The 23941-nt window shown below is 67.7% G+C and carries 21 protein-coding genes and 1 riboswitch; of the genes, 9 read left to right on the top strand and 12 right to left on the bottom strand.

Translation table 11 applies throughout. From position 1 onward, the window contains the following. Nucleotides 1-6 precede the first annotated feature (6 nt). Nucleotides 7-208, bottom strand: a riboswitch (cobalamin riboswitch). Between the two features lie 69 nt (nt 209-277). After that, nucleotides 278-3079, bottom strand: a complete 2802-nt coding sequence (locus VEW47_16785) for a prepilin-type N-terminal cleavage/methylation domain-containing protein (GenBank protein ID HYS06839.1) — start codon at nt 3077-3079, stop codon at nt 278-280. Nucleotides 3080-3364: 285 nt separating this feature from the next. Between VEW47_16785 and VEW47_16780 the strand changes: the two genes are divergently transcribed. Both VEW47_16780 and VEW47_16775 read left to right on the top strand, forming a co-directional pair. Then, a complete protein-coding gene (locus tag VEW47_16780) occupies nt 3365-3631 on the top strand; it encodes a hypothetical protein (GenBank protein ID HYS06838.1) in 267 nt (88 codons plus the stop codon). Further along, nucleotides 3628-4806: a serine hydrolase gene (locus VEW47_16775; protein ID HYS06837.1), complete on the top strand. Its 1179-nt coding sequence runs from the start codon at nt 3628-3630 to the stop codon at nt 4804-4806. Before VEW47_16780 ends, VEW47_16775 begins: the two co-directional genes overlap by 4 nt. A gap of 61 nt (nt 4807-4867) precedes the next feature. Here the strand turns inward: VEW47_16775 and VEW47_16770 are convergent, their stop codons facing one another. Both VEW47_16770 and VEW47_16765 read right to left on the bottom strand, forming a co-directional pair. Next, on the bottom strand, nt 4868-8425 hold the full coding sequence (locus tag VEW47_16770; protein HYS06836.1) for a proprotein convertase P-domain-containing protein: 3558 nt from the start codon (nt 8423-8425) through the stop codon (nt 4868-4870). 145 nt (nt 8426-8570) lie between these two features. Further along, a complete protein-coding gene (locus tag VEW47_16765) occupies nt 8571-9401 on the bottom strand; it encodes a DUF309 domain-containing protein (protein HYS06835.1) in 831 nt (276 codons plus the stop codon). A 25-nt stretch (nt 9402-9426) separates the two neighbouring features. Here VEW47_16765 and VEW47_16760 point away from each other — a divergent pair, with 25 nt between their 5' ends. Together VEW47_16760 and VEW47_16755 are read left to right on the top strand one after the other, a co-directional pair. Further along, nucleotides 9427-10002 carry an ACT domain-containing protein gene (locus VEW47_16760; protein ID HYS06834.1) on the top strand — a complete coding sequence of 192 codons (576 nt, stop codon included), beginning with the start codon at nt 9427-9429 and terminating at the stop codon, nt 10000-10002. A gap of 7 nt (nt 10003-10009) precedes the next feature. Beyond that, complete coding sequence (locus VEW47_16755) at nt 10010-10954, top strand: lysophospholipid acyltransferase family protein (protein HYS06833.1); 945 nt, start codon at nt 10010-10012, stop codon at nt 10952-10954. Here VEW47_16755 and VEW47_16750 read toward each other — a convergent pair. Next, entirely contained in the window at nt 10915-12492 is a 1578-nt protein-coding gene (locus tag VEW47_16750) for a class I adenylate-forming enzyme family protein (GenBank protein ID HYS06832.1), read from the bottom strand. The two genes, VEW47_16755 and VEW47_16750, sit on opposite strands and share 40 nt — an antisense overlap. 80 nt (nt 12493-12572) lie before the next feature. On the opposite strand from VEW47_16750, the gene VEW47_16745 reads away from it, so the two are divergent. Continuing rightward, on the top strand, nt 12573-13550 hold the full coding sequence (locus tag VEW47_16745; GenBank protein HYS06831.1) for a PHP domain-containing protein: 978 nt from the start codon (nt 12573-12575) through the stop codon (nt 13548-13550). A gap of 7 nt (nt 13551-13557) precedes the next feature. Here VEW47_16745 and VEW47_16740 read toward each other — a convergent pair whose 3' ends face one another. The 3 genes from VEW47_16740 to VEW47_16730 are packed head-to-tail and all read right to left on the bottom strand — an operon-like array spanning nt 13558 to nt 15912. Next, on the bottom strand, nt 13558-14919 hold the full coding sequence (locus VEW47_16740) for a radical SAM protein (protein ID HYS06830.1): 1362 nt from the start codon (nt 14917-14919) through the stop codon (nt 13558-13560). Further along, nucleotides 14916-15653: a glycosyltransferase family 2 protein gene (locus VEW47_16735; GenBank protein HYS06829.1), complete on the bottom strand. Its 738-nt coding sequence runs from the start codon at nt 15651-15653 to the stop codon at nt 14916-14918. The genes VEW47_16740 and VEW47_16735 overlap by 4 nt, the downstream gene beginning before the upstream one ends. After that, entirely contained in the window at nt 15640-15912 is a 273-nt protein-coding gene (locus VEW47_16730; protein HYS06828.1) for a phosphopantetheine-binding protein, read from the bottom strand. The genes VEW47_16735 and VEW47_16730 overlap by 14 nt, the downstream gene beginning before the upstream one ends. Nucleotides 15913-16002: 90 nt before the next feature. Here VEW47_16730 and VEW47_16725 point away from each other — a divergent pair, with 90 nt between their 5' ends. Genes VEW47_16725 through VEW47_16710 form a run of 4 tightly spaced genes read left to right on the top strand, consistent with a single transcriptional unit; the run spans nt 16003 to nt 19293 of the window. Next, nucleotides 16003-16446 (top strand): hypothetical protein, encoded by a 444-nt coding sequence (locus VEW47_16725; protein ID HYS06827.1) that lies wholly within the window; start codon nt 16003-16005, stop codon nt 16444-16446. Then, nucleotides 16443-17654 (top strand): beta-ketoacyl-[acyl-carrier-protein] synthase family protein, encoded by a 1212-nt coding sequence (locus tag VEW47_16720; protein HYS06826.1) that lies wholly within the window; start codon nt 16443-16445, stop codon nt 17652-17654. Before VEW47_16725 ends, VEW47_16720 begins: the two co-directional genes overlap by 4 nt. Continuing rightward, nucleotides 17651-18100 carry an arsenate reductase ArsC gene (locus VEW47_16715; GenBank protein HYS06825.1) on the top strand — a complete coding sequence of 150 codons (450 nt, stop codon included), beginning with the start codon at nt 17651-17653 and terminating at the stop codon, nt 18098-18100. Before VEW47_16720 ends, VEW47_16715 begins: the two co-directional genes overlap by 4 nt. Continuing rightward, nucleotides 18097-19293: a beta-ketoacyl synthase N-terminal-like domain-containing protein gene (locus tag VEW47_16710; protein HYS06824.1), complete on the top strand. Its 1197-nt coding sequence runs from the start codon at nt 18097-18099 to the stop codon at nt 19291-19293. The genes VEW47_16715 and VEW47_16710 overlap by 4 nt, the downstream gene beginning before the upstream one ends. Here VEW47_16710 and VEW47_16705 read toward each other — a convergent pair. From VEW47_16705 to larC, 5 genes are read right to left on the bottom strand one after another with little or no spacing between them, the layout of a single operon-like run. Next, the gene (locus VEW47_16705) at nt 19222-19596 is read right to left on the bottom strand and encodes a hypothetical protein (protein ID HYS06823.1); all 375 of its coding nucleotides are present in this window, start codon (nt 19594-19596) and stop codon (nt 19222-19224) included. The genes VEW47_16710 and VEW47_16705 overlap by 72 nt on opposite strands. 35 nt (nt 19597-19631) lie before the next feature. Further along, complete coding sequence (locus VEW47_16700; GenBank protein HYS06822.1) at nt 19632-20399, bottom strand: TatD family hydrolase; 768 nt, start codon at nt 20397-20399, stop codon at nt 19632-19634. Continuing rightward, nucleotides 20399-22360 (bottom strand): methionine--tRNA ligase, encoded by a 1962-nt coding sequence (gene metG / locus VEW47_16695; GenBank protein ID HYS06821.1) that lies wholly within the window; start codon nt 22358-22360, stop codon nt 20399-20401. The genes VEW47_16700 and metG overlap by 1 nt, the downstream gene beginning before the upstream one ends. A gap of 12 nt (nt 22361-22372) precedes the next feature. Beyond that, complete coding sequence (locus VEW47_16690; protein HYS06820.1) at nt 22373-22681, bottom strand: hypothetical protein; 309 nt, start codon at nt 22679-22681, stop codon at nt 22373-22375. Then, the gene (gene larC / locus VEW47_16685) at nt 22678-23940 is read right to left on the bottom strand and encodes a nickel pincer cofactor biosynthesis protein LarC (protein HYS06819.1); all 1263 of its coding nucleotides are present in this window, start codon (nt 23938-23940) and stop codon (nt 22678-22680) included. Before larC ends, VEW47_16690 begins: the two co-directional genes overlap by 4 nt. Nucleotide 23941: the final 1 nt, after the last annotated feature.

Genomic DNA, 23941 nt, shown 5'->3' with positions numbered 1-23941 from the left:
CCCTCGAGGCGAAGCATCCTCGCGGGCAGGTTTCCTGGCTCGCGGCTTTCTACTCGCCGGCCCTTCCCAGGAGCCTCAGGCTCCCAGTGGGATTCTCCGGCTTTCGGTACCGCTCACAGTTGCGGGGCAGCGGGGGTTTCACACCCCCTTCCCTTTTCAATCATCCCGGCGAGGTGCCGGAACGATCGCCCACGATGCGAAATGTCAAGGAACGAAAGCGCCCTCTATATACCTCGGGCGGCTGGTGCTGTCAATCGTGAAGGCAAGAACTTAACGGCTAGTCCTGGACATTGAAACCGATTGGCAACGCCATTCGGATGGTCATGTCCGGCCAGATCACAAGCACTGCGTCGCCGGTTCGTCCGGTGCTGTCTCTGAGATGGTAGTGCACAGTCACGCGTTCAGCCGATAGGGATTGTCCACTGAAGACAGGCTCGTCCCAGACGAGCGACATGTTGAGCCGGCAGGACTCATCCTCGCAGAGTCCGTTTATCTCACGGCTCAGTCGCAGCGGCGTAGTGTCGAAGGTCGCGGAAGCCGACTGGGGTCCGCCCGAGGGCAGACTCGAGACAGTCGTCCTGGTCGGATACTCGATCGACGTGAGCCTCGGTGGCAGACGTAGAGAAAACCAGTTCACGTCGATCCGAACGATCTGAAGATCGGTCCCTGAAGTATTGACGAGGTCCCAGGAGAGCTTCCTGTTCTCCTCTGTCGTGATGACCAGCGGCGTCGTCGTGCTCAACCCTCCCTCCGGCCTGGACTTGACGAAAAAGTCGGTGGTCCTGAAGGTGTTGCACCCCTCGGCGGTCGTCAGTCCCCAATATATTCGGTAATCTCCGGCACCCGAGACCCTTGTATCCCAAGTCGGGAACAAAAAGGGGACACCTGCACTCTGATGATCGTAGACGACAGAGTCGAGGTCATCCTTGCGAACCACCCGAACCCTCGCCCTCGGATATCCCCTCCGGGTATCTGGACGAAGGATCATAGGAATAATCCCGGAGCCCGAGTCCCCATCCCTCGGGGTAAGATCCAGGACCGCCTCAACTTTGCAAGAAAGACCGCCTGGATCTGATCTCCCACTTTCATTTCCACAGCGATCTGCAGCAGTGACTGCATAATAGAATTGCCACCCACGGATTATGTCGCTCTGTTCAGACACGTCCAAGACATCGTTATAAGAAGGCGATGCACTGTCGACCGCAGCTCGCAACGAGAATGTCTTGAGATTCAGGTTGGATGTTGAAAGATCAGAAATGCTCCTATACAGGTAGATCCTGTATTGATCGATAAACACCGGTCCCCCGTTAAGGTCAGAACGGACGGGTTTCCAGGAGAGGGCAGTCTGGTCCTCCGAGAGTCGAAAGACAGTCAGAGCGACCGGGGCTGATGGAGAAACGCTTGTCTCCGCTCGTCCTTCAGCGACGAGAGAGGCGACGCTCGTCACGGCGCAATTGTCGACGGCGATAAGCCTATAGTAATAGGTCAAACAATTTGCCACATCATGGTCAACATAACGGCTGGTTCCGGCGCCTATGGTTGCGATGAGGTTGCCGCTATCGCTTGGAATGAAACCAGGCGTAGAGGCGCGGTATAGCTTGTAGCCGTTGAGGTCCCGTATTACGGTCGTATGATCGACAACGTCTAGGTCATCAGGGATCAGCATGGTGTTACTCACGACTGGTGACCATTGGAGTTCGATATGGTTGGCCAAAGCAGTGTGTGGTGCCCCGCCCGTTGCGACCAGGTCAACCGGGGCACGAGGCGTCGTCGCATCCGTGACTTGGACGCAAGGAGCGGCGGAGGCCGAGGACCAATTGCTGGGCCCCCCGGGTATGAACCGAGTTCTGACCTGAAAACAATAGGTGGCTTTCTCGGTGAGGCTGGTGAGATAGCCGTGAAGGTGGTGATCAATGCCCGAAGCCTGAACGGATGGATAAGAAAATGCTTTCGTCCGCGGCTCCGAGGCGACGCCTTTCTCCCAGTATCTTATGTCGAAGCCACGGATGTCGTCGTGGGGCTCATCGGCCTCCCAGGTGACCAATACGCTCCGACAGTGTCCGGCCACGGCGCGAACGGCCTTAGGGACGACGGGGGCTTGAGTGGAGGTATCAGCAATCCCGACTCTGCCCAAGTTGCCAGGTGTGATCATGGAAGAGAGAGAGAATCCTTCGGCTCTTGAGACTCTCCTTCCTACGGGGTGCTTGCCCGATTCAGAGGATTCCTGTGGTGGCATCCCCGTCAGTGTAATCTTGATGCTGCGAATCCGGGCCCGGGTGACTATTCCAGTATCGCCGCCGCCGATGTCGTCGACGGGGTCTTGAGGTGTGCCGGGACTCAGCAGTCGTCCTTCATGATCATAGTATTGGAGTGTCAAGCTGCGGATATTGTCGGCGATGGACTCAAATAGAAAATTGGACGGCGCTTGAGGCGCAGAAGGGAAGAGACCGCCTGTGTTCCGGAGAGTCACTCTGTACAAAGTGTAGGGCGGCTCATCATGAACTAGAGAAACGACCGGTACGATGATGGTCCTCGGAATCTTAGATCTCGGTTCATCAGCGTCGAGCTGAAGAGCGAGACTGTTCGAGTGCTGTTGCTGCGGCTTTGCCAGCACATAGGATACAATCTCGTCGTTCCCGATTGACACAATCCTGTAGTGCGGCGGCGCCAAGGCGAGTTCGGGTACGGTGTTCTCAGGTGAGCGATCGGAGTCGAGGTCCGCGCGAAATGTGATTGCGGTGTCCCAGGCTCCTTCGATCTGTTCGTCAGGACGGGTCAGGTCTCCATCGGGGTTCGAGTTGAACCCCGCCAACCCAATCTCAGAAACCAGACGATCAAACCCCAGACGTACATTCTGTTGATCAAGCACCTGCTGCTCTCCGGTTCGATACGAACGTGTGGCACCGGAATATACGGCGAGAGCCACGGCGATCGCCAAAGCGAACACGGCGATGGCCACCAGCAGTTCCACGAGGCTGAAGCCGAGTGGTATTCCACCTGCTTCGCTTGGAGGATGCTGAAGCGCATAGTCGCACGTGACTCGGCTCGCTCTGCGAATTCGGTTGCTCCAGGGAATCATCGACGATGGGAGGCCGTCCAAGGAAGAGGCGCTCATTTCATGGGCTCGAGGCAGACGGAAGGAATGGTCGGCCGCACACTCGCTCTCTGACGGAATTCCTCGGAACTCAAATCTAAGCATTCGAAGACAATGTGCAACCTGAATCGGTGGGGCTCGAACTGAGCATACCGCTACGCGTCACACGTCATCGGGTAAGCGGAGCTTGTCCGGAGCTCGGGACACCATCATTAGGAGACTCCATCGCTGAATGGACACAGGGGCCCCCACTTCGGTAAGCTGACGGGCATGTTCGGCGCCCGTCGCGTACTCGTCGAACTTGCCCTCGCCATCATTCTGATGCCGTGTCCGCTCCTCCTCTCGGCGGATACGACCGCCGAAGGGGACGGCTGGGCGGCGGAGACCAGGATCCGCAAGGATGGAGCCCGCGTGGAGGCGGTCTGGGAGATCCGCCTCTCCCGCTCGCGTTTCAATCCGGAAAACTTCCAGGAGCTGCGAAAGCTCTGGAACGCGGCCTCCCTCTTGGACAGCGACATCGCTCAATTCATGCCGTGACCTCCGCGCGCGTCGTTCAAGTATGTGTCCTGGCGGCCGTCGCCGTCCTGTCGTGCGCCCGGTGGCCATCGGAGCCTGACTGGCCTGGCGACGCCTGGCCCCTGTCGACGCCGGAGGAGCAGGGGATGGACTCCGCGGCCCTGGCCTCCCTCGATTCCGAGTTTGCGTCGGGACAGCACGGGTACATCGACGGGATGCTGGTCATCCGTCACGGCCGCATCGTCCTCGACCGCACGTACACCAACGACTACGTGAAACTGTTCGAGGGGAAGGACCCGGTGCGCGGGGCGTACAACTACTACGACCCCGACTGGCACCCGTGGTTCAGGAAGAGCGACCTGCACACGCTGCAGTCGGTCACGAAGAGCGTGACCTCTGCGGCGATCGGCGTGGCCATCGCGCGCGGCGAGATCCCGGGTGTCGACGTCCCGATCCTGAAGTATTTCGATGCCGGCGCCGTCGCCAACCTGGACGATCGCAAGCGGAGCATCCGGCTGCGCGATCTCCTGACGATGACGGCGGGGTTCCACTGGGACGAGGACTCGGTGCCGTACACCGACCCGCGCAACACCTGCGCGGCGATGGAGGCGAGCCACGACTGGGTGAAGTACGTCATCGATCAGCCGATGGACCAGGCGCCGGGGAAGATATTCCTCTACAGCAGCGGCGTGAGCCAGCTCCTGTCCCACATCCTCTTCAAGGCCACGGGCCGGCAGGTGGACGCGTACACGGAGGAGCACATCTTCCATCCGATCGGCATTCAGACTTATTACTGGAAGCACACGCCGACCGGTCTTCCCGACACCGAAGGGGGGCTGTACCTGTCCCGGAAGGACCTGGCGCGCTTCGGCTACCTGTACCTGCACGACGGCGTCTGGAACGGAAGACGGATCCTCCCCTCGGCCTGGATCGCCGAATCGCTGAAGCCGTGGGTGACTCCGGGGGATATGGAAGCGTCCGGCGTGCGTTACGGCTACCAGTGGTGGCTGATGCCATACGGAAGCGCGGGGGCGCGCGCCGCCACCTGCTGGGGGTACGGCGGACAGTTCCTGTTCGTGGTCCCCGAGCACGACCTGGTGGCGGTCTTCAACGGCTGGAACATCTACGACAAGCCCGAGCTGGAGCCGAAGATGGCTCTCGATCGAGTGCTGGCGGCGATCCGCGCACCGCATTGATGGCCGGGCCCCGGCTCCGGGGCCCGGCCTTTGAGGATCCACGCCGCGAGCTACCCTTCCCTCACGGCGTCCGGAAGTCGATCTCCCACGAGTTGAGCGTCCCGACGTCGATCGCCGCCAGGTCACGGACCTTCAGCTTCCAGGCGCCGGCGATCGCCTTGCCGTTGAAGGCGGAGAGCGACTGCGCCGGGGCCGTCAGGTCGGGATAGACCGTGACGATGTTGTCCGCGCTCCCGCCGGCGCGGTTGTGCAGCAGGACTGCGGTGTTGTCCGGTCCGATGAGCGACACCTCCAGGTCCCCCTGGTAGGTGTGGGTGATGTTGACCCGGACGCGCAGGTCGGCGACCGTACCGGTCGCCGCCACGTTGATCGTGCTGGTCACACCCGTAGTGTTGTTGTCGGGTATCGCCAGGCCGGGGGAGGCGGTCGAGTAGCCGTTGAACGCCAGTTTCCACGAGTTGAGCGTCCCCGTATCGATCGCCGCGAGGTCCCGCACTTTCAGCGTCCAGGCCCCGGACGTGTTCTTCCCGTTGAACGCGGTCAGGGATTGGTTCGACCGTGTGGTGATGTTGTAGGTCGTCACGATGTTGTCGGTGCCGCCGCCCGTGCGGTTGTGCAGCAGGACCGTCGTGTTGTCGGGAGCGATGAGCGACACTTCGAGATCACCCTGGTAGGTGTGGGTGACGTTCACGTACACGCTCACGCTCGTGATCGTCTCGGACCCGGCGACCGAGATCGTGCTGGTGACCCCGGTGGCGCTGTTGTCCGGGATCGGCAGGTTCGGTGTTGTGGAGAAGGTCAGGACCTGGTTCCCGCCCCCGGCCGCCTGCACGTTCAGGGAGACGGTCGTGGAGTGGGACAGCGCCCCGCTCGTCCCGGTGATGGTCAGCGTGTAGGTCCCGGCAGGGGTCGTCCCCGCCGTCGTCACACTGAGCGTCGAGCTCGTCGAGCCGTTCGCCGGCGGCGTGATCGGGTTCGGCGAGAAGGAGCCGGTCGCACCGGAGGGAAAACCGCTCACGGAAAGCGTCGTCGCCGCGCTGAAGCCGTTGACGCTGGTCACGGTCGTGGTGTAGCTCGTGGAGCCGCCCTGGGGGACGGTTTGCGAGGCGGGTGTCGCCCCGATCGTGAAGTCGGGAGTCGGGGCCGCCTGGGTGCCGTTGTAGACGAACAGGGCGAAGTCCTGGTCGGTCGTGTCGGCGTTGCCGGGGACGCCGTCGCCGTTGATCCCGATGGCCCGCACGGTGATCGAGAAGCTCCCGGTCGTGCCGGCGGGGAGGAACACCGCTTCGGTATTGTCGCGGTTGTCGGCGGTCCCGCCGCTGATCGATCCCGACCCCGAGAAGACGTTCCCCCGGTAGAGGGTCCCGTTGATTGTCACCTCGAGATCGAGGTCGTTCACCCAGGCGTTGCCGCTGGTGGCGCCGGGAGCGTCGGTCCACGCCAGCATGACCCGGAACGGCAGCGACGAGCTGGCGATGTTGCCGGTCACGTTGTATGTCTGCCCCGCCGACCCGAACACCTGCGACTCGTCGACCCGGATGTTCGATGCGTTGTCGAAGGCGCGGCCGAGGTCGAGCCGGCCGTACCCCTGGTTGTTCGAGGGGAGCGTGTCGTTCGCCCCGACACCGGTCATATAGGCCGGGGTCGCCATCAGGAACGCTTTGGTCATCGCCGGGGAGGGGCTGCCCCATCCCTGGTTGGTGAACCACTGGCGGGCCAGCGCGGCGGCTCCGGCGATCCCTGGCGTCGAATGGGACGTTCCGGAGGACCAGGCGTAGAGCGTCTGTCCCGCAGGCCAGTACTGGTTGCACACTCCGGACCCGTCGTAGTTCGCGCTCCTCGACGCGGCACCCTGGATGTGCGTTCCGGGGGCCATCAGGTCGGGTTTCTTCCGTCCGTCCGAGGTCGGGCCTCGGCTGCTGAAGCTGATGATGTCGCGCGCGTTGTCGGCCCCGGTGTTGGCGATGCCGCAGCCGTCGGTCCCGGTCTGCCGGAAGTTCTCGGACGCCCCGGCGGTGAGGACGTTCTTCGCGGTCCCGGGCGCCGATACGGTGTTCGCTCCGGAGCCGGCGTTGCCGGCGGCGAAGACGATCGTCATCTCCTGGTTGCCGGTGCTCCCCGCGACGGCGTCGCGCGCCAGGATGTCGTAGGAACGGGAGTCGGTCGTGTACTGGTTCGCACCCGTGCCGGTGAGACCCCAGGAATTGCTGCTGATGCGGGCACCGCTGTTGTAAGCGTTCGCGATCAGTGTCGCGTAGCCGGTCGAGGTGAACGCGCCGGCGTTGCTGAAGATCTTCGAGGCTCCGAGACGCGCGTACGGCGCGAGCCCGAGACCGTACTGATAGCCCGCCGTGTCCTCGAAGGCGGAGTTCCCCTGGGTGTCGTTGTAGCCGCCGACGATCGCGGCATTGATGTTCCCGTGACCGGCGCCGCTCTCCCCCGAGGCGTCGCCGGAGTAGTTCAGGACGTAGGTGACCCGCGACGTTCCGCCCGCGTCCTTGAAGTCCTGGTGGACGTCGGTGGTCGAGCCGCGGTCGATGCCGTCGTCGGCCACGTCGACGGTGAACGGGAAGTTCGACGTGAACCCTCTGCCTCCGAGCCAGGCCAGATAGCCCGGGGCGGACGGCTGGCTGCCGGTGCCGTCGAGGTTCCCGGCCATGATCTGCCCCTGGCGCTCGTCCATCTTGATCTTCGGAAGGCACGGCTCGATCCAGAAGACGTCGGGCTGCGCGGCCAGACGCGTGACCAGCCGGGCGGGGACCCGCACGCGCACGTCGCGCATGCCGCCGAGGCTGACGTCGTCCATCAGCACCCGAGCCGCCTGCGCCTTGAGGTCGGCGGCGGTCCGCTCGGCGCCGTCGTGCTCGACGATCTGCACGACCACGTCCACCGCCTTGTCGTCCCGGGCGATGGCGTCCTCCAAGTCGGCGGAGATCCGGTAGGCGGGATGGTACGCGCCGGCCCACTGGACGTGACTCATGGGTCGACCCGCCTCCCGCGACAACCGCTGCCAGGCGGCCGGCGCCGCGAACAGGGCGTAGGTGTTGCTGGGGAGATAGGCCACGATCGCGGCGTCGCCGCGCGCCGTGAGATCGGCGAGCCACTCGTCCTTGGCCGGACCGACCAGCTGCGCGAGATAGAGCTGACGATCGTACCGTCCCGGCGTGTCGACGCGGTCCCACGGCAGGTCCTTCGGCTCGCCCACCCGCGTATCGATGAGCCAGCGATTGACCGCGACGAGGTCGAGATCGTCGCGCAGCGCGGCGCCGGACAGGTCCGCCTCCCCGAGCGCCGGCATCGCCCGGTCGTCCACCACCAGGAGCTGGAGCGTTCCGTAATCGATCCGACGCTGCACGACGCCGAGAGCGGCCAGACGCTCGAGCGCCTGACGATCGTCGGTGCGGATCAGCAGCTTGTGCGGTCCGGAATCGTGCGCCTGCCGCGCCGGGATCCCGGCGCGCGCCGGCAGGGAGGGGGATCCTCCTTGCGCGACCGCGAAGGCGAGGATCGCCGGGACCGCCAGGAGACAGCCCAGCGCCAGGACGATCCGGAACGAACCACGCCGCCTGCGGGTGTCTGGCCCAAGGCCTCGCCGTGATCGCGTCCATCCAGTCGACATCGTTGCCCCCTCCTCTCGAGAGACGAAGCGTGCGGTACGCTGGATCTGTGTGTGGTCGGCGCGCCGGTGAAAACCGCTCCTATCTACCCGGTATTTCGTCTGCTGTCGAGTCGGGTATTCACCTCATAAGACTCGGTGGAACCCCCTATGCGGGGTCGGTGGGTTGCTCCGCGCGCCGCTTCAGCGCGCGATTCATCTCCTCGAATCCGGCGCGCGTCGCCGCGAGCACGACGCGACCCAGAACGGGGACGAGGACTCCGCGAAACGTCTCTCTCTGCGAGAACCGCACCCGGCCGGCGGCGAGGGGGGCTATCGAGAAGACGTGCTCGCCGTCGAAGATCCCGGGCAGCAGGAGGCGACCCCGCCAGCGCAGCTCGCGACGCGCCTCGGCCCGCAGGACTCGCGTGCGCAGAGTCACCGTGCGGCCCCCCGGCGCGCGGATCGCGACGGCGAGACGCGCGCCGGCTCGGGCTTCGCCCCGGACGGAGCGGATGAATGGATTCCAGTCGGGGTAGGTGTCGAAGCGGGTGAGGACGCTCCAGACGCGCTCCGCCGGTGCATCGATTCCGATATCGCTGAGGACGTACGAATGAAATGGATGGCCCCGGAGGGGGAGGATCCTGGGGAGGGCCGACGCCTCGTACTCGAAAGCACCGCTTCCGGCCATCCGCGCGGCCGCCCCCTTCCAGGATTCGACCGAGGCGCGGAACGACCGCAGCTCCGGAAAGAATGCGTCCGCCGGGACCGCGGCGAGCTTCGCGACCCCCTTGCTCAGGAGGGACACCGTTCCCGAGGGCTGGCCGCACTGCAGCTTGTGAAACCCCGCGGCCACCTGGATGAGTCCGTGCAAAAAGACCTTGTCTTCGTCGCGCGCCCGGCGCCAGGCGTCCTCCCAGACTTCGTGGGCCTCGAAGAACTGCCCGCGGTCGAACAGGACGATCCCGTCCTCGAGAAGACGCACCAGTCTCCGGTCCATGCCGGGACTTTAGCGCACCTCGGGGATGCGGGGCCGGCCCGTCCTGATCTACAATCACGCCACCGTGAGACGCCACTTCATCCTGACCGCCATCGGAAAGGATCGCCCCGGGATCGTCGCCGACCTGGCGGAGATGGTGTTCGATCTCGGCTGCAACCTCGAGACCAGCAGCATGATCAACCTGGGAAGCGAGTTCGCCACCATGATCCTGTTCTCCGGCCAGGGGGACGATCTCCTGCAGCGGCTGCACATGACGTGCAAGCACCTGGAGTACGAGCAGGGGATGACGATCTTCATCAAGCCGATCGAGGAGGGGGCCGGGCCGGCATCCCCCGCCGCCGGGCGGCCGTACCGCCTGAAGACGATGGGGGAGGACAAGGCCGGGATCGTCGCCCGCACGGCGCGCGCCATCGCCGACGCCGGCGGCAACATCCTCGAGCTGACGTCGCACCTGAAGCCGGCCGCCTCGACCGGCACGCCGCTCTATGAGATGGAGATGCGCTTCGACCTGCCGCGCGCGGCCGATCTCGAGGCGCTGCGCCGGAAGCTCCAGGGGATCGAAGAGTCGCTGCACGTCGACATCACGCTGGCGCCCGCCTGAGAACCGGATGCCCCGTCACGATCCGTCCGGCGCCGGACCGGGGCCGCGCCAGGCCGCGCGCTGGTACACGCACGGGTGGAACCGCAGACTCTCCTGGCGTCTGATCCACGCCATCGTCCCGAAAGTGCCGCGCCTCCTGCGGCCGCCGATCCACCTCGCCACGACGGCGATCTGCTTTCTCGCCATGCCGGACGAGAGGCGCGCCGCCCGGCACAACCTGGAGCGGGCCACTCGCCGCTCGGGGCTCGCGTCGCGCGCGCTGGCCTTCGGCCTGTTCTACAACTTCAGCAAGTTCATGGTGGGATACACCGACCTGATACGACTGCCGGACGAGTCGCTGCGGCGCCGGGTCGAGGGAGGGGACGAGGCACGACGGCTGATCGAAGCCCTCCTGCGCGAGGGGAGAGGGCTCATCGTGCTGACGCTGCACCTGGGAAACTGGGAGATGGGGCTCCTGCACCTCGCGAGCCTGGGCCGTCCCGTCAGCGTCGTCCTGCGCCCGGAGGACTCCGGGGGGGCGCCGTTCGAGGAGGAGGCGCGGCGGCGCGCCGGCGTGCGCGTCGTGCCCGCGGGGGAGTCGGCCTGGAACGGGCTCGATCTTCTCCTGGCCCTCAGACGCGGGGAGATCGTGGCGATCCAGGGGGACCGGACGTTCGGGCCGCTCAGCGAGCGCGCCGGTCTGTTCGGAGCCGACGTCGATCTCCCGTCGGGACCGTTCGCGCTGGCGCAGGCGAGCGGGGCGCCGATCCTCGCCGTCTGCGTGCCGATCCGGGGGCACTCCCGCTACCGCATCGTCGTGGACGGCCCTCTGCGGGTCGGGTCGGGGGCGGAGGGGGTGCGGGCCGCGGTCGACTCGTTCGCGCGCATCGTGGAGCGGTTCGTCACCGACTACCCGACGCAGTGGTTCAACTTCTATGAAGTGTGGGGGGAGGCGGTGAAGCGCGGTGACTGAGGGCGCCGGGCCGGGGCGTCCGGCGGACGGGCCACCAGGCCGAGGAGACTCTTCCGGTCGGTCTTGCCGCGGGGGCTCACCGGGATCCGCTCCACGAACTCGATGCGCCGCGGCAGCTTGAACTGGGCGAGTCGCGGGGCGCAGGCCATGAGGAGGCACTCGCGCGTCACGCCGCGGGCCGCGACGAGACAGGCGCAGACGATCTGGCCGCGATGACGGTCGGGCGCGCCGAACACGACGACCTGGCGCACGCCCGGGACCTCGCGCAGGACCGCCTCGATCTCGACCGGGTTCACCTTCCTGCCCCCCACGTTGATCATCCGGTCGGCGCGACCCAGGAGGTGCAGACGCCCCTCCGCGTCGATGCGACCGAGGTCCCCCGTGACGAAGCGCCCCGCCGAAAGCTCGGGACTTCCTTCCGGAACGTAACCGAGGGCCACCACGTCGCTCTCGACGCAGAGGCGTCCGGCCCCTTCCTCCCCGCCGCGCTCGGCGCGCACGGTGACGTTCACGCCGGGGAGGAGCGTGCCGACGCAGCCGTCCGGGAGAATCCCGTCGCGCGATCGGTCGTACGAGACGCCGCCGCACTCGCTGGCGCCGTAGAAGGTCCTGATCGGCAGGCCGAGGCGGTCCTTGCAGGCGCGCGACAGGTCGGCCGGCAGGGGCGCTCCCGCCGACAGGCACAGACGCAGCCCCTTGAGCTTCTTCCTCCCCGCAGCCTGGAGGAGCAGGCTGAACAGGTACGGCGTGCCGGTGAGGACGAGGGGACCGGGACCGGAGAGCGCTTCCAGAAGCAGCGCCGGCAGCGGCTGCTCCAGCAGGATCGGACGCGAACCCTGAAGCACGAGAGACATCAGGACGTGCCCGAAGCCGTACGCATGCCCGAGCGGGATGGCGCACACGATCGTGTCGGCGGGCCTGATCCCGACGGCCGAGGTGATGTGGCGCGCGTCGGCGAGAAGCTGCCCGGCGGTCGCCAGGATCCCGCGCGGCCGTCCGGTGCTCCCGGAGGTCAGACGGACGACCGCAGCGTCGCCGTGCAGGACGGTCCCGTTGGCGAGAAGGCCGGAGACCGGCCGGGTCGCTCCCCGCCGCGCCGGGATGAAGGCGTGCAGGCCGGTGAGCGAGTCCCCCAGGTCCTCGGTGTCCCCTCCCTCCGGGTCGACCCGTCGATCGAGAATGCAGAAGGCCGGTCGGAACGTCCTCACGAGGTCCGCGATCTCGGCACGCGCCAGGTCGGCGTCGGCCAGGATCGGCACGAAGCCGCGCTTCCACAGCGTGGCGATCGCCACCAGATACGGCTCGATGTTGCGGGAGGACAGGAGGACGAGCTGACCGATGTCGGGGACCGCCGTGGGCCGCCCCGAGGGCGTGCCGACGCGCACGAGCCTGCGCTCGGCCCCCAGGATGCGTCGTTCGAACGTGTCCAGGTCGAGAGACCGCCCGCCCGGCAGGAAACGGGCCACCTCCCTCTTCGGGGAGGAGGCGAGGCTGGCCAGGAGCCTGTCGTGCAGTGCCCTCGTCGCGGGGCCGGACATGCGGCGCATTATAGCGGCACGGCGGCATTTTCCGGCACGGGATGTTGCCGTGCCGCGACGGGGGAGGGTATCATCCGGCCGTGAGCGACGCCTCCTCCGACACGCCTCCCGCGCCGACGCTCAGGCGTTGCGACCTGCACCTGCACACCCGTTACTCCTCCTGGAGCCACGCGCGCGTCCTGCGGGCCCGCGACTCCTGCTCGCACCCGGCCGACGTGTTCGACAGAGCCAAGGCGGCGGGCATGGACTACGTCGCCATCACCGATCACGATTCGATCGAAGGAGCCCTCAGCCTTTTGGAGGATCGGCCCGACCGGGCGGCGGAGATCATCGTCGGCGAGGAGGTGGAGACGCGCTTTCCCGACACCGGCCAGCGCCTGCACGTCAACGTCTTCGGCCTCAACGAGACGGCGCACCGCGAGGTGCAGCGCCTGCGCGGCGACGTCCACGACCTGGTCGCCTGGCTGCGTCGCCGCCGGCTGCTGTTCGTCCTGAACCATCCGTTCTGGTCGTACCGCTTCCAGAAGCGGCCGCGCGCCTACGTGGAGGAGATCCTGGGGCTGTTCGACCACATCGAAGTCGCCAACAGCACGATGCCGGCGGGGCACGTCGAGGTGGCCGAGGCGATGCTGCGCTTCGCCCTGGCGCTCGGCCTGCGCAAGACGGCGGTCGGCGGGAGCGACGCGCACGTCCTGGACCACGTCGCTTCTTCGTACACGCTGGCGCCGGGCGGGACGGCGGCCGAGTGGCTCGCGAGCGTGAGTCGCGGAGAGTGCCGTTACGTCGCGTCATCCATCGGCTTCCCGCGTCTGCTGTCGCACATCTACCGGGCAATCGGACACTACTACGCCGGCCTTCTCGCGCCGGAGACGCGCGCCTCGATGCGCCCTATCAACTACCTCGCGGCCGCCGCTTTCCTGCCGGGCGCGACCGTCCTCGGTGTTCCCGCCATCCTCGCCTGCCTCAACGAGATCAAGCAGCGCTCCGTCCTTACCCTGACGCGCCGCAGCCTGGAGCGCGACGTCACGGCGCCGGCGCCTCTCGAAGCCCTCGATTGAGCCTGCGCTAGTAAAGGTAGGGGTGCTTCCCGGCCTGCTGCATCTTCCTGAAGATCAGGTTCGCCGTCAGGTAGTGCATCTGGATCTTGAGATTGCGCGGCGCGGGCGGGAAGAAGCGGCGCAGGATCGAGCGCATGCTGAAGAAGTCGTGGTAGGTCGCCCAGAACTTCTGCTCCGCCATCTCGGGCGTCATCCGCTTCGGCCGGATGACGGCGCTGCCGTAGTGGTAGCGGCTCCAGTCCTTCGTCAGGATCCGCCCCTCCTTCTCCATCCGGTCGTAGAACGGCGTCCCGGGATACGGGATCGGCAGGTGGAACTTCGCCAGCGGCACCTTGTGGCGGATCAGGAACTCGAGGGTGCGGTCGAAATCGGCGGGATCGTCGTCGTCGAGGCCGATCATGATGAGGGCGACGATCTGGATGCCGCGGTGACGTAGCAGGCGGATCAGGCGCGCGTACTCGCGGGCGCGGGCCCACGGCTTGTTGATTCCGTCGAGGTTCGACTGCTTGATCGTTTCGAAGCCGATCGAGAGAAGAAAACAGCCGCTCTTGGCGGCGAGATCGAGGAGCTCCTCGTCCTCGGCGATCTGGATCGTGCACTGGCTGCACCAGCGCATCCCTTTCGGGGCCAAAGCACCGAACAGCTCCTTCGCGTAACGCCGGTCGGCGACCGGGTTGTCGTCCATGAACAGGATGTTGCGGGACCCTCTGGAGCGGATGGCGTCGACGTCGCGCATCACCTCGCCGATCGGCCGCTTGCGGTACGTCGCCTCGTGGAACCGGGTGACGCAGCAGTACTCGCAGCGGAAGGGACAGCCGCGCGTGACGTACAGAGGGAACTGGAAGTAGTAGTCGCGGTACACCTTTTCGCGCATCAGCTCGGGGCGCCAGAGCGGCAGGTGGTCGAGGTCCGCCTCGGGGAGCCCGCGCAGGTCGTGCTGCCGGCTCCCTTCGTAGACGCGCTGGCGGAATACGCCGCGCTGGAAATCGGCCAGCAGCTCGGGCCAGGCGTACTCGGCCTCCCCCTTCAACACCACGTCGCAATGTTCCAGCGCCTGCTCCGGGTTGAGCGAGACCCACGCCCCCCCCATGACGACCGGCAGGCCGCGCGCGCGGTAGTAGTCCGCCAGATCGTACGCCCGGCCGATCTGCAGCCCCATCGCCGTGATGCCGACCAGCTCGGCGTCGGTCTCCAGGGGCGGCTCGCGCCTGAAGTCGTCCACCAGCTCGCAGACGAAATCGCGCGGCGTCAGCGCCTCGAGGTGGACGAGGGTGAGCCCGGAGGTCCAGTAGCGCTCGACGCGCGCCACGCCGCCGCGAGGCTCGTAGTGCGAGGCGGAGATCAGCAGGATCTTGCGCGACCCGGTCACGGCTCGTCCGGGCGGGAGCGCGCGAAGCGGCGTCTCAGCCACTGGCGCAGGACGGTGTCGACGATGCGGACGGTGTCGCGCAGCGGCCGGTAGTGGCTCGTGGCCCGTCCGTCGACGACGCGCAGGTGGATCGGCACCGAGGTGACCTTCATCCGCCACTCCGCGGCGCGCATCAGCGCCTCCATCTCGGCCTCGTAGCGGCGCCCGACGAGGCGAAGCCGTCCGAGAAAGGCGGCATCGTACAGCCGGAAGCCGCTCTGCGAGTCGGGCAGATCGACTCCGGAGAAGATGCGCAGCGAGGCCGACGAGAACCGGTTCATGGCCCGGCGCGGTCCCCACATGGCCGCGAAGTCGCGGGCGCGCGAGCCCACGATCAGGGAGGGACGCGCGCTCCGGTGCAATTCCAGGAAGAGGGGGATATCCTCCGGATCGTGCTGGCCGTCGGCGTCGAGGGTGATGACGGCGTCGACCGGGCGCCCGGCGAGCACGTGCTCGAACGCCGTGCACAGCGCCGCCCCCTTGCCGAGGTTGTCGGGGTGACGGAGGACCTCGGCCCCCGCGGCGCGCGCGCGGTCCGAGGTGTCGTCGGTCGATCCGTCGTCCACCACCAGGACGCGCGGCAGGTGGCGGAGAGTGCCCGCCACCACCGGTCCGATGGTCGACGAGGCGTTCAGAGCCGGGATCACTCCGACATAGGCGGCCGCGCCGCGGCCGCCGGCCTCAGGCGTCGCCACGCTGCCCGGCGACGAATCGGGCGAGGCTGTCGACCGACGTCAGGATGCGCCGGCCCTCCGCCACGTCCGCGATCTTCAGCCCGTACTCCTTCTCGAGCCCGACCACCAGCTCCAGAAGATCGATCGAGTCGAGGTCGAGACCGCCGCCCACGAGGAGGGCGTCGTCCTGGATGGAATCGGGGTCGACCTGCTCCAGGCGGAGCCGGCGCACGATGAAGCGCTTCAATTCGCTGTGGAGCACATGATTGTTGCCGGGCATGGAGGCCGTCCTTATACCAGAGACGAGCGACGCTTGCAACGACGGGAGCCGTCGTCTAAACTGCCTGTCCCGTCCGCGGGAGACCCGCACGTGAGCGACGCGACCGTTCCGCCGCACTCGCACCCATTCCGGATGATCGACGTGGTCCTGGAGCTGGAACACGGGATCAGCACGGCCATCAAGGCCGTCACCACGGACGAGGTGGTGCGGGACGACCCGCGGGGAGGATACCCCTTCTCTCTTCTGCTGGAGGCGATGGCGCAGGCGGCCATCCCTCTGGCGGAAACACAGGGCGAGGACCATGCGCACGCCTCCGAGACACCGCGCGGCGCGGGGATGATCGTCGGGATCGACGGGGGGCGTCTTCTGCGGCGGGTGGGGCCCGGCGATCGCCTTCTGATCACCGCCTCGGTCACCGGGATCCTGGGCAACATGATCCGTGTGCGCAGCGTCGCCGAGCTCGCCGGCTCCCCCCCGGGCGGGGCGGTCGTCGCCGAAGGGGAGTTCACGATCGCCCTGGGGAAGCCTGCATGAGCCGGGTCGCCGTGACCGGGGCCGGCGTCATCTCGGCCCTGGGGGAATCGGCGGCCGAGACCTGGCGGGGGCTCGTCGCCGGGCGCTGTGGGATCGGGCCGCTCACGCTGTTCGACGCTTCGAAGGACCGCACGCACACCGCGGCGCAGATCAACCCGACAGGCTGGAACGGGGATTTCACGAGGAAGGAACGGGCGCGCCTGTCCCGCGGCGACAGGCTCGGCGTCGAGGCCGCGCGGCAGGCCCTCGCCGACGCCGGTCTCGACCCCGCACGCGTCGGGGGGACCGGGACCGGCCTGATCCTCGGGGGCGGCGGCACCGGGCTCCTGCAGGGGGAAAATTATCTCGAGGCCAGGCTCCGGGGGCGCCTCCCGCGGCCGTCATCGGCCCTCGGGTTCTTCATGACGACGACGGCGGATCTCATCGCGGCGCGGCTCGGTCTCGCAGGACGGGTCCAGACGATCATGAACGCCTGCTCCTCCTCGACGATCGCCGTCGGGCTGGGGGCCTCGCTCGTGGCCCGCGGCGCCCAGGACATGGTGCTGGCGGGGGGCGTCGAGACGCTGTCGCGCACGACCTATTCCGGCTTCAACTCACTCCGGCTGGTCGACCCGGAGCCGTGCCGTCCGTTCGACCGGGAGCGCCAGGGGATGTCCCTGGGGGAGTGCGCCGTCCTGCTGGTCCTCGAGCCTCTCGAGGCGGCACGCCGGCGCGGGGCGCGTATCTACGGGGAGATCGCGGGGTACGGCATGTCGTCGGACGCGCATCACGCCACGGCCCCCGACCCCAATGGAGCGGGCCTCGTCCGATCGATGCGGGCGGCTCTCGCCTCCTCCAATCTGACGGCCGACGACGTCGATCACGTCAACGCTCATGGCACCGGCACCGAGCAGAACGACGCGGCCGAGACGCGCGCCCTGAAGACGATGTTCGGTGAACGCGCCCTGCGCATTCCGGTCGTGTCGATCAAGGGGGCGGTGGGGCATTGCCTGGGCGCCGCGGGTGGGATCGAGGCGTTCGCCTCCCTGATGTCGCTCTTCCACGGACTCATCCCGCCGACCACCGGTCTCAGGGAGACCGGGCCGGACTGCGACCTCGACTGCGTCCCCGCGCGTGCCCGCGAGGCGCGGTTGAGAGTCGTCCTGTCGAACTCGACGGCCTTCGGCGGGAACAACGGCACGCTGGTCCTGAAGAGGCACGACGCATGAAGAAGAGGTCGAAGCCGATCCGCGTCCTGTTCGTGTGCACCGGCAACGCGGCCCGCAGCCAGATGGCGGAAGGACTCGCGAATTACCTCGGGAAGGGGCGCATCGAGGCGAAGAGCGCCGGGACCTTCCCGGCCGGGTTCGTCGTCGGTCACGCCGTCGCGGTGATGGAGGAGCACGGCATCGACATCAGCCGGCAGTACTCCAAGGGGATCGACGACGTGCCGGGAGCGTTCGACTGCGTGGTCACCCTGTGCGACTCTGCGGTGCAGGAATGCCCGGTTCCGCTCCTGGAAGGCCACCACGAGCACTGGTCGACCTACGATCCGTCCTTCGCGGAGGGGGGGCCGGACGCGGTGCGCGAGGCGTTCCGGCAGGTGCGCGATCGGCTGGAGACGCAGATCAGCGCGCTGATCGACGGACTTCTGCAGGAGGAGCGTCCGGCATGAACCGGCGGGTGATGATCACCGGCGGCGGCTCCATCGGTCCGCTCGGCTCAGGGGTCGACGCCCTGGTCGAGGGGGTCGTGGCGGGGAGGACCGTGCTCGAGCGGTCCGGGCGGATCTGCGCCGCGCGCGTGCGGGAGACGGCGGGATCGGGTCCGTTCCATCCCAACGTCTGGCGCCGGCTGGATCGCTGCTCGCGTCTGGCCGCGACCGCGGCCCTCGAGGCGCTGGAACGGGCCGGGCTCCGCGCCGGGGCGGGTGGAATGGTGGGGCTGGTGACCGGCACGATGACCGCCGGTGTCGCGTCGCTGACCGCGTTCCTGACCACGTTGTTCGAGGAAGGGCCGGCAAGCGTCTCCCCGTTGCTCTTCCCGGTCACCGTCCCGAACGCTCCGGCGAGCCAGTGCTCGCTCCTCCTGGGCCTGCGCGGCCCCAGCCTCACCGTCAGTCAGATGGAGGCATCGGGCCTGGCGGCTGTCGCGACGGCCGCGGGCCTGGTGCGTGACGGTGTCTGCGACGTCGTCCTGGCGGGGGGCGCGGACGAGCGCGTGCCGGAGTTCGAGGCGGCCTGGGACCGGCTGCATCTCCTGTTTCGAGGGGACCCGGATGATTTTCCGGGGCCGTTCGGCAGGGGGCGCCGCGGCTTCGTCCCGGGAGAAGGAGCCTCCTTCGTGGTCCTGGAGTCGCGCGAAGCGGCCGCACGGCGCGGCGCCGTGGCGTGGGCCGAGATCCTCGGCGAGTCGATGGCGCACGCCCCGGGCCCGGTCCACCGCTGGCCCGCCGAACCCGCGATCGCGGCGGCGATCGGCTCGGCGATGGCCCAGGCGCGGCTGGGGCCGGAGGAGATCGGCTGCGTCGTCGCGGGGGCCAACGGCTCGCGGGTCCTGGATGCCGTCGAGACGCGCGCGATCCTCCGGGCCCTCGGCCCGGCGGCGCGCCGGATCCCTGTGACTTCGGTGAAGGGGGGTACGGGGGAGTCGGGGAGCGCCTCGTCCTGCGCACTCCTGGTCGCGGCCTGTTCCGTCCGTCAGGGTTTCATCCCGCCGGTCGCCGGGCTCGTCCAGCCCGACGCGGAGCTCGGTCTCAATATCGTGGTCGGAAATGCCCGGCGGGAACCGCTGCCCTCAGTCCTGGTCAACGCCCTCGGGACCGGCGGATCGTGCGCCACCGTCGTCCTGGGCCGCCCCGGCGCCTAGCGGCTCGTCCGTTTCGGGCACGGCGCGACCGGCGTCCTGCAGGACGCGCTGGGCGTCCGCGACCTCCGATTCGGGGACGTACACCTCGAACGTCGTCGTCACGGGAAGCATCAGTCCGCTGCCGAGAGTGAACGGCTCCTCCGGGTCGATCGGGTGCGGCGCGCCGCTGTCGTCCTTGTAGGCGAGGATGGGATGCATGCCGGCGCTCTCGAGCAGGTGGAAGGCGAGGTGCGCCTCCTGCGGCAGCGGCTCGATCGCGACCGGGCGCGCTCCGTCCAGGAGACCTCCACCCGTTTCGCTCATGCCGGCATCCTACCCCCCGCCCCCGTCGCGGTCAATCAGGCGAGGCGGAAGACGGCTTCTAGATTCCGGGTCGTCGCCTCGCCGACCGCCTCCGCCGTGAGCCCCTTCAGGGCCGCGATCCTCTCGACCACGAGCCTGACGCGCGCCGGCTCGTTGCGCTGTCCGCGGAACGGGTGCGGCGTCAGGTAGGGGGAATCGGTCTCGCACAACAGGCGGTCGATCGGCACGTACGCCGCCGCCTCGGCGACGTCTTTCGCGTTCTTGAACGTGACCGGACCGGCGAACGACACGAAGAATCCGAGGTCGAGGCAGCGCTGCGCCTCCTCCGTTCCCCCGGAGAAGCAGTGGAACACGCCGCCGACGTCGCCGGCGTTCTCGTCCTGCAGGATCATGAGCGTGTCGTCCCAGGCCTCGCGGGTGTGGATCACGATCGGCAGCCTCAGGTCCCGCGCCAGGAGGATCTGCTCGCGGAAGACCCGGCGCTGCGCGTCGCGCGGCGAGAGGTCGTAGTGGTAGTCGAGACCGATCTCGCCGATCGCCACCGCCTTGGGGCGCGTCGCGGCGCTCCTGATGTCCGCGGCGGCCTCGGGCGTGAAGCTCTTCGCCTCGTGCGGGTGCACTCCGGCCGTGAAATGGATGAAGTCGTACCGGGCCGCGAGCGCCGCGCAGGCGGAGGCGTCGCCTATGAACGAGGAGACGGTCACGATCCTCGCGACTCCCGCCTGGCGGGCGCGCGCGATGACCTCCTCGCGGTCCGGGTCGAAGTGCTCCAGGGTCAGGTGCGCGTGGCTGTCGCCGAGCACTACTTCACACGCAGGCCGGGCGGGACGGGCTCCTCGGTCGTCAGGATGTAAGGCTGGCCGGTGGCGTCGGAGGCGGCGAGGAGCATCCCCTGCGACACCACGCCGCGGAGCTTCGCCGGCTTGAGGTTGGCGACCACCACGATCGTCTTGCCGACGAGCGCCTCGGGGGCGTACCGCGTCGCGATCCCGGCCACGATGGTGCGCGTCTCGGACCCGATGTCCACGCTGAGCTTGAGCAGCTTGTCGGCTCCCTGCACGCGCTCGGCGGCCACGATCCGTGCGGTGCGCAGCTCGACGCGCGCGAAATCATCGATGCCGATCTCGGCGCCGCCCGCGGCGGGGGCGGTCGTCGCCGGCAGGGCCTGCGGCGCGCCCGGCCCGGCTGCGGGCGGGGCGGGGGGCGTGGTCATGGGTGCGTCCTTGAGATATTCGGCCTTGTCGATGCGCGGGAAGAGCGGCTCGCCGCGGGCGATCGGCCGCCCCGGCTTCAGCTCTCCCCAGTGAATGTGCTCGAGACTCGCGGTCGTGACGTCGCCTGTCACGCCGAGACGCTTCCACAGCCCGGCTGCGGACTCCGGCATGACCGGTGCTATGAGGACGGCCACGATGCGCAGCCCCTCGACAACGGTGTAGAGGACCGAGTCGAGGGCCCAGCGGCGCACCGGATCCTGCGCCAGTTTCCAGGGCTCGTTCTGTACGATGAAGCGGTTCAGGAGTCCGATGAACCCCCAGACGCGCGCCAGTCCCGACGAGAAGTCGAGCTCCTCGAAGTCCTTCATGAACCCGTCGACGGCGTCCTGCGCCGCCTTCTTCAGCGGCTCGTCCCCCCGGAAGCGCGGATCGGTCTTCGGCGTCTTGCCGCCGCAGTAGTCCTCGATCATCTTCAGCGTCCGGCTCACGAGGTTTCCCAGGTCGTTGGCCAGGTCGGTGTTGACGCGATCGATGAACGCCTCGTCCGAGTAGTTCGCGTCCTGCCCGAACACCATCTCGCGCATCAGGAAGTAGCGCACCGGATCGACACCGAACGCCTCGATCAGGGGGATCGGGTCGACGACGCCTCCCTTCGACTTGGAGATCTTGGCGGCGTCGCGCAGCCACCAGCCGTGCGCCACGACGCGGCGCGGCAGCGGCTCGGCCGCCGACATCAGGTAGGCGGGCCAGTAGACGGCGTGGAAGCGCAGGATGTCCTTCCCCACCAGGTGCATGTCGGCCGGCCAGTAGCGCGCGTACAGCTTGCGGTCGGAGCCGTAGCCGAGCGCCGTGATGTAGTTGCTGAGCGCGTCGAACCAGACGTAGAGGACGTGCTTGGGGTCGCCCGGGAGCGGTATGCCCCAGGAGAAGCTGCTGCGGCTGATCGACAGATCCTTGAGCCCCGACTGGACGAACGACACGACCTCGTTCCGTCTCGACTCGGGGAACACGAAGTCGCGGTGCTCGGCGTAATGCTTCAGGAGCGGCTCCTGGTATTTCGACAGGCGGAAGAAATACGACTCCTCCTCGGTCCATTCGACCTTGTGCCCCTGGTCCGGGCAGCGCCCGTCCACGACCTGGCTCTCGGGATAGAACGCCTCGCACGACGTGCAGTACCAGCCGGCGTACTTGTCCTTGTAGATGTCTCCGGCCGCCGCGATCTTCTGATACAGCTTCTCGACGCCGCGCCGGTGGCGCTCCTCGGTGGTGCGGATGAACACGTCGTTGGTGATGCCGAGGGTGCGCCACAGCCCCCGGAAGCGCTCGACGACTTCGTCGGCGAGCTCGATCGGCCGCAGCCCCTTCGCCTGCGCGGCGCGCTCGATCTTCTGTCCGTGCTCGTCGGTGCCGGTCAGGAAATGGACGTCCTGGCCGAGCATGCGGTGGAAGCGCGCGATGACGTCGGCGACCACGGTCGTGTAGGTATGGCCGATGTGCGGCTGGTCGTTGACGTAGTAGATCGGCGTGGTCAGATAGAACTTGCGTGCCATGTCGTCCCTGCGCTAGGAGCGGTCGCCCGGCTCCAGATAGATCTTGAACAGACGGTAGAACTCGGACTCGAAACTCTTGTGATGGTGGCGCTCGAGCGCCGCCCCGAAGGTCTGTCCCGCATTCAGCAGTCGCACATACTCGCTGTACATGGCGTCGGTGTCCCCCTTGGCGGCGAGGGCGCGCATCGTCTTCTCGGCCTCCATCGCGGGGATTCGAAGGCCGGGCTCCCCCCCGGGCCGCGTGGCGATGTCCAGCGCCCCCTCCGTCACGTCCAGGACGATCCTGAGCATCCGCCCCGTCTTCACCTTGTCGTAGATCACCCTCGTCCTCCACGTCGCTTCGCCTTGCGCGTCCGCGCGGGCAGGACCGGCTGACGCGCCCAGGCCGCGATGGCTTCGGGCGTCCCGCGCGGCGGGCGGTAGGCCTCCGCGGCGACCCGCTGCACGTCCTTGAGAGGGACTCCCGCCTTGAGCGCCGCCTGGCGGCAGTCCTCGTACTCCGGCGTCGCCTGCACGACCTCGCCATTGTAGACGGAGACCTTCATCCGGACCGGGCCGAACTGAGTCTTGACCGTCTCGATGCGTCGCGCCAGCTCGATCCGCCCCATCGGCAGGTAACGGAAGCCGATGGTCGTGGTCTCGCGGAAGACGACCGTCGTGACCGCGTCGAGCTTCGGCTCGGGACAGATGATGGTCACGAGCGTGCCGGGCCGGCTCTTCTTCATCTGGATCGGCGTGTAGAAGACCTCCAGGGCCCCGGCCGCGAACAGGCGCTCCATCAGGTGGCCGTAGAGCTGCGGGTTCATGTCGTCGATCGTGGTCTCGAGCACGAGCACCGTCTCGCGCAGGACCGGCTCGTCCAGGAAGTCGCCGAGGAAGGCGCGCAGCAGGTTCGGGTGGTGGTCGAACTGCTTCGTCCCCGCGCCGTAACCGATCCGGGCGACGCGCATCGGCGGCAGGGGACGGAACTCGGCCGCCAGGGTCGTCGCCAGGGCGGCGCCGGTCGGCGTGACCAGCTCCCCCTCGACCTCGGTGGCGTAGGTGGGCGTCCCCTTGAGGATCTCCGCGGTCGCGGGACCCGGGACAGGGAAGGTGCCGTGCTCCATCGTGACCATGCCGCGCCCGACGTGCAGCGGCGAGCAGACCACGCGCGGCCAGCCGAGCGTCTCCATGCCGATCATCGTCCCGACGACGTCCACGATGGCGTCGATCGCCCCGACCTCGTGCAGGTGCACCTTGTCTTTCTGGATGCGGTGCACGCGCGCCTCCGCTTCGACGAGAGTCTCGAACGCCTCCATGGACCGGCGGCGCACCTCGCGCGACAGTCCGCTTCTTTCGACGATCCGGGCGATGTCCTTGAGACGTCTTTCCTCCTGGCGCTTCGGGGCGATCGCGACGTTCACCTTCGTCCCGGCGAGGCCGGAGCGGTTCACCCTCGAGGCCGAAAGGGTGTACCCGCCGACCCGCAGCTTTCTGAGCCGGGAGCGGAGGTGGGCCGGCTCGACTCCGAGATCCACGAGGGCACCGAGGACCATGTCCCCGCTGATCCCCGAGAAGCAGTCGAAGTACAGTCCGCGCATC

Source organism: Candidatus Dormiibacterota bacterium, from assembly GCA_035635555.1.
GTDB lineage: Bacteria > Acidobacteriota > Polarisedimenticolia > Gp22-AA2 > Gp22-AA2 > Gp22-AA3.
This window is presented reverse-complemented; position numbering and strand designations above follow the sequence as displayed.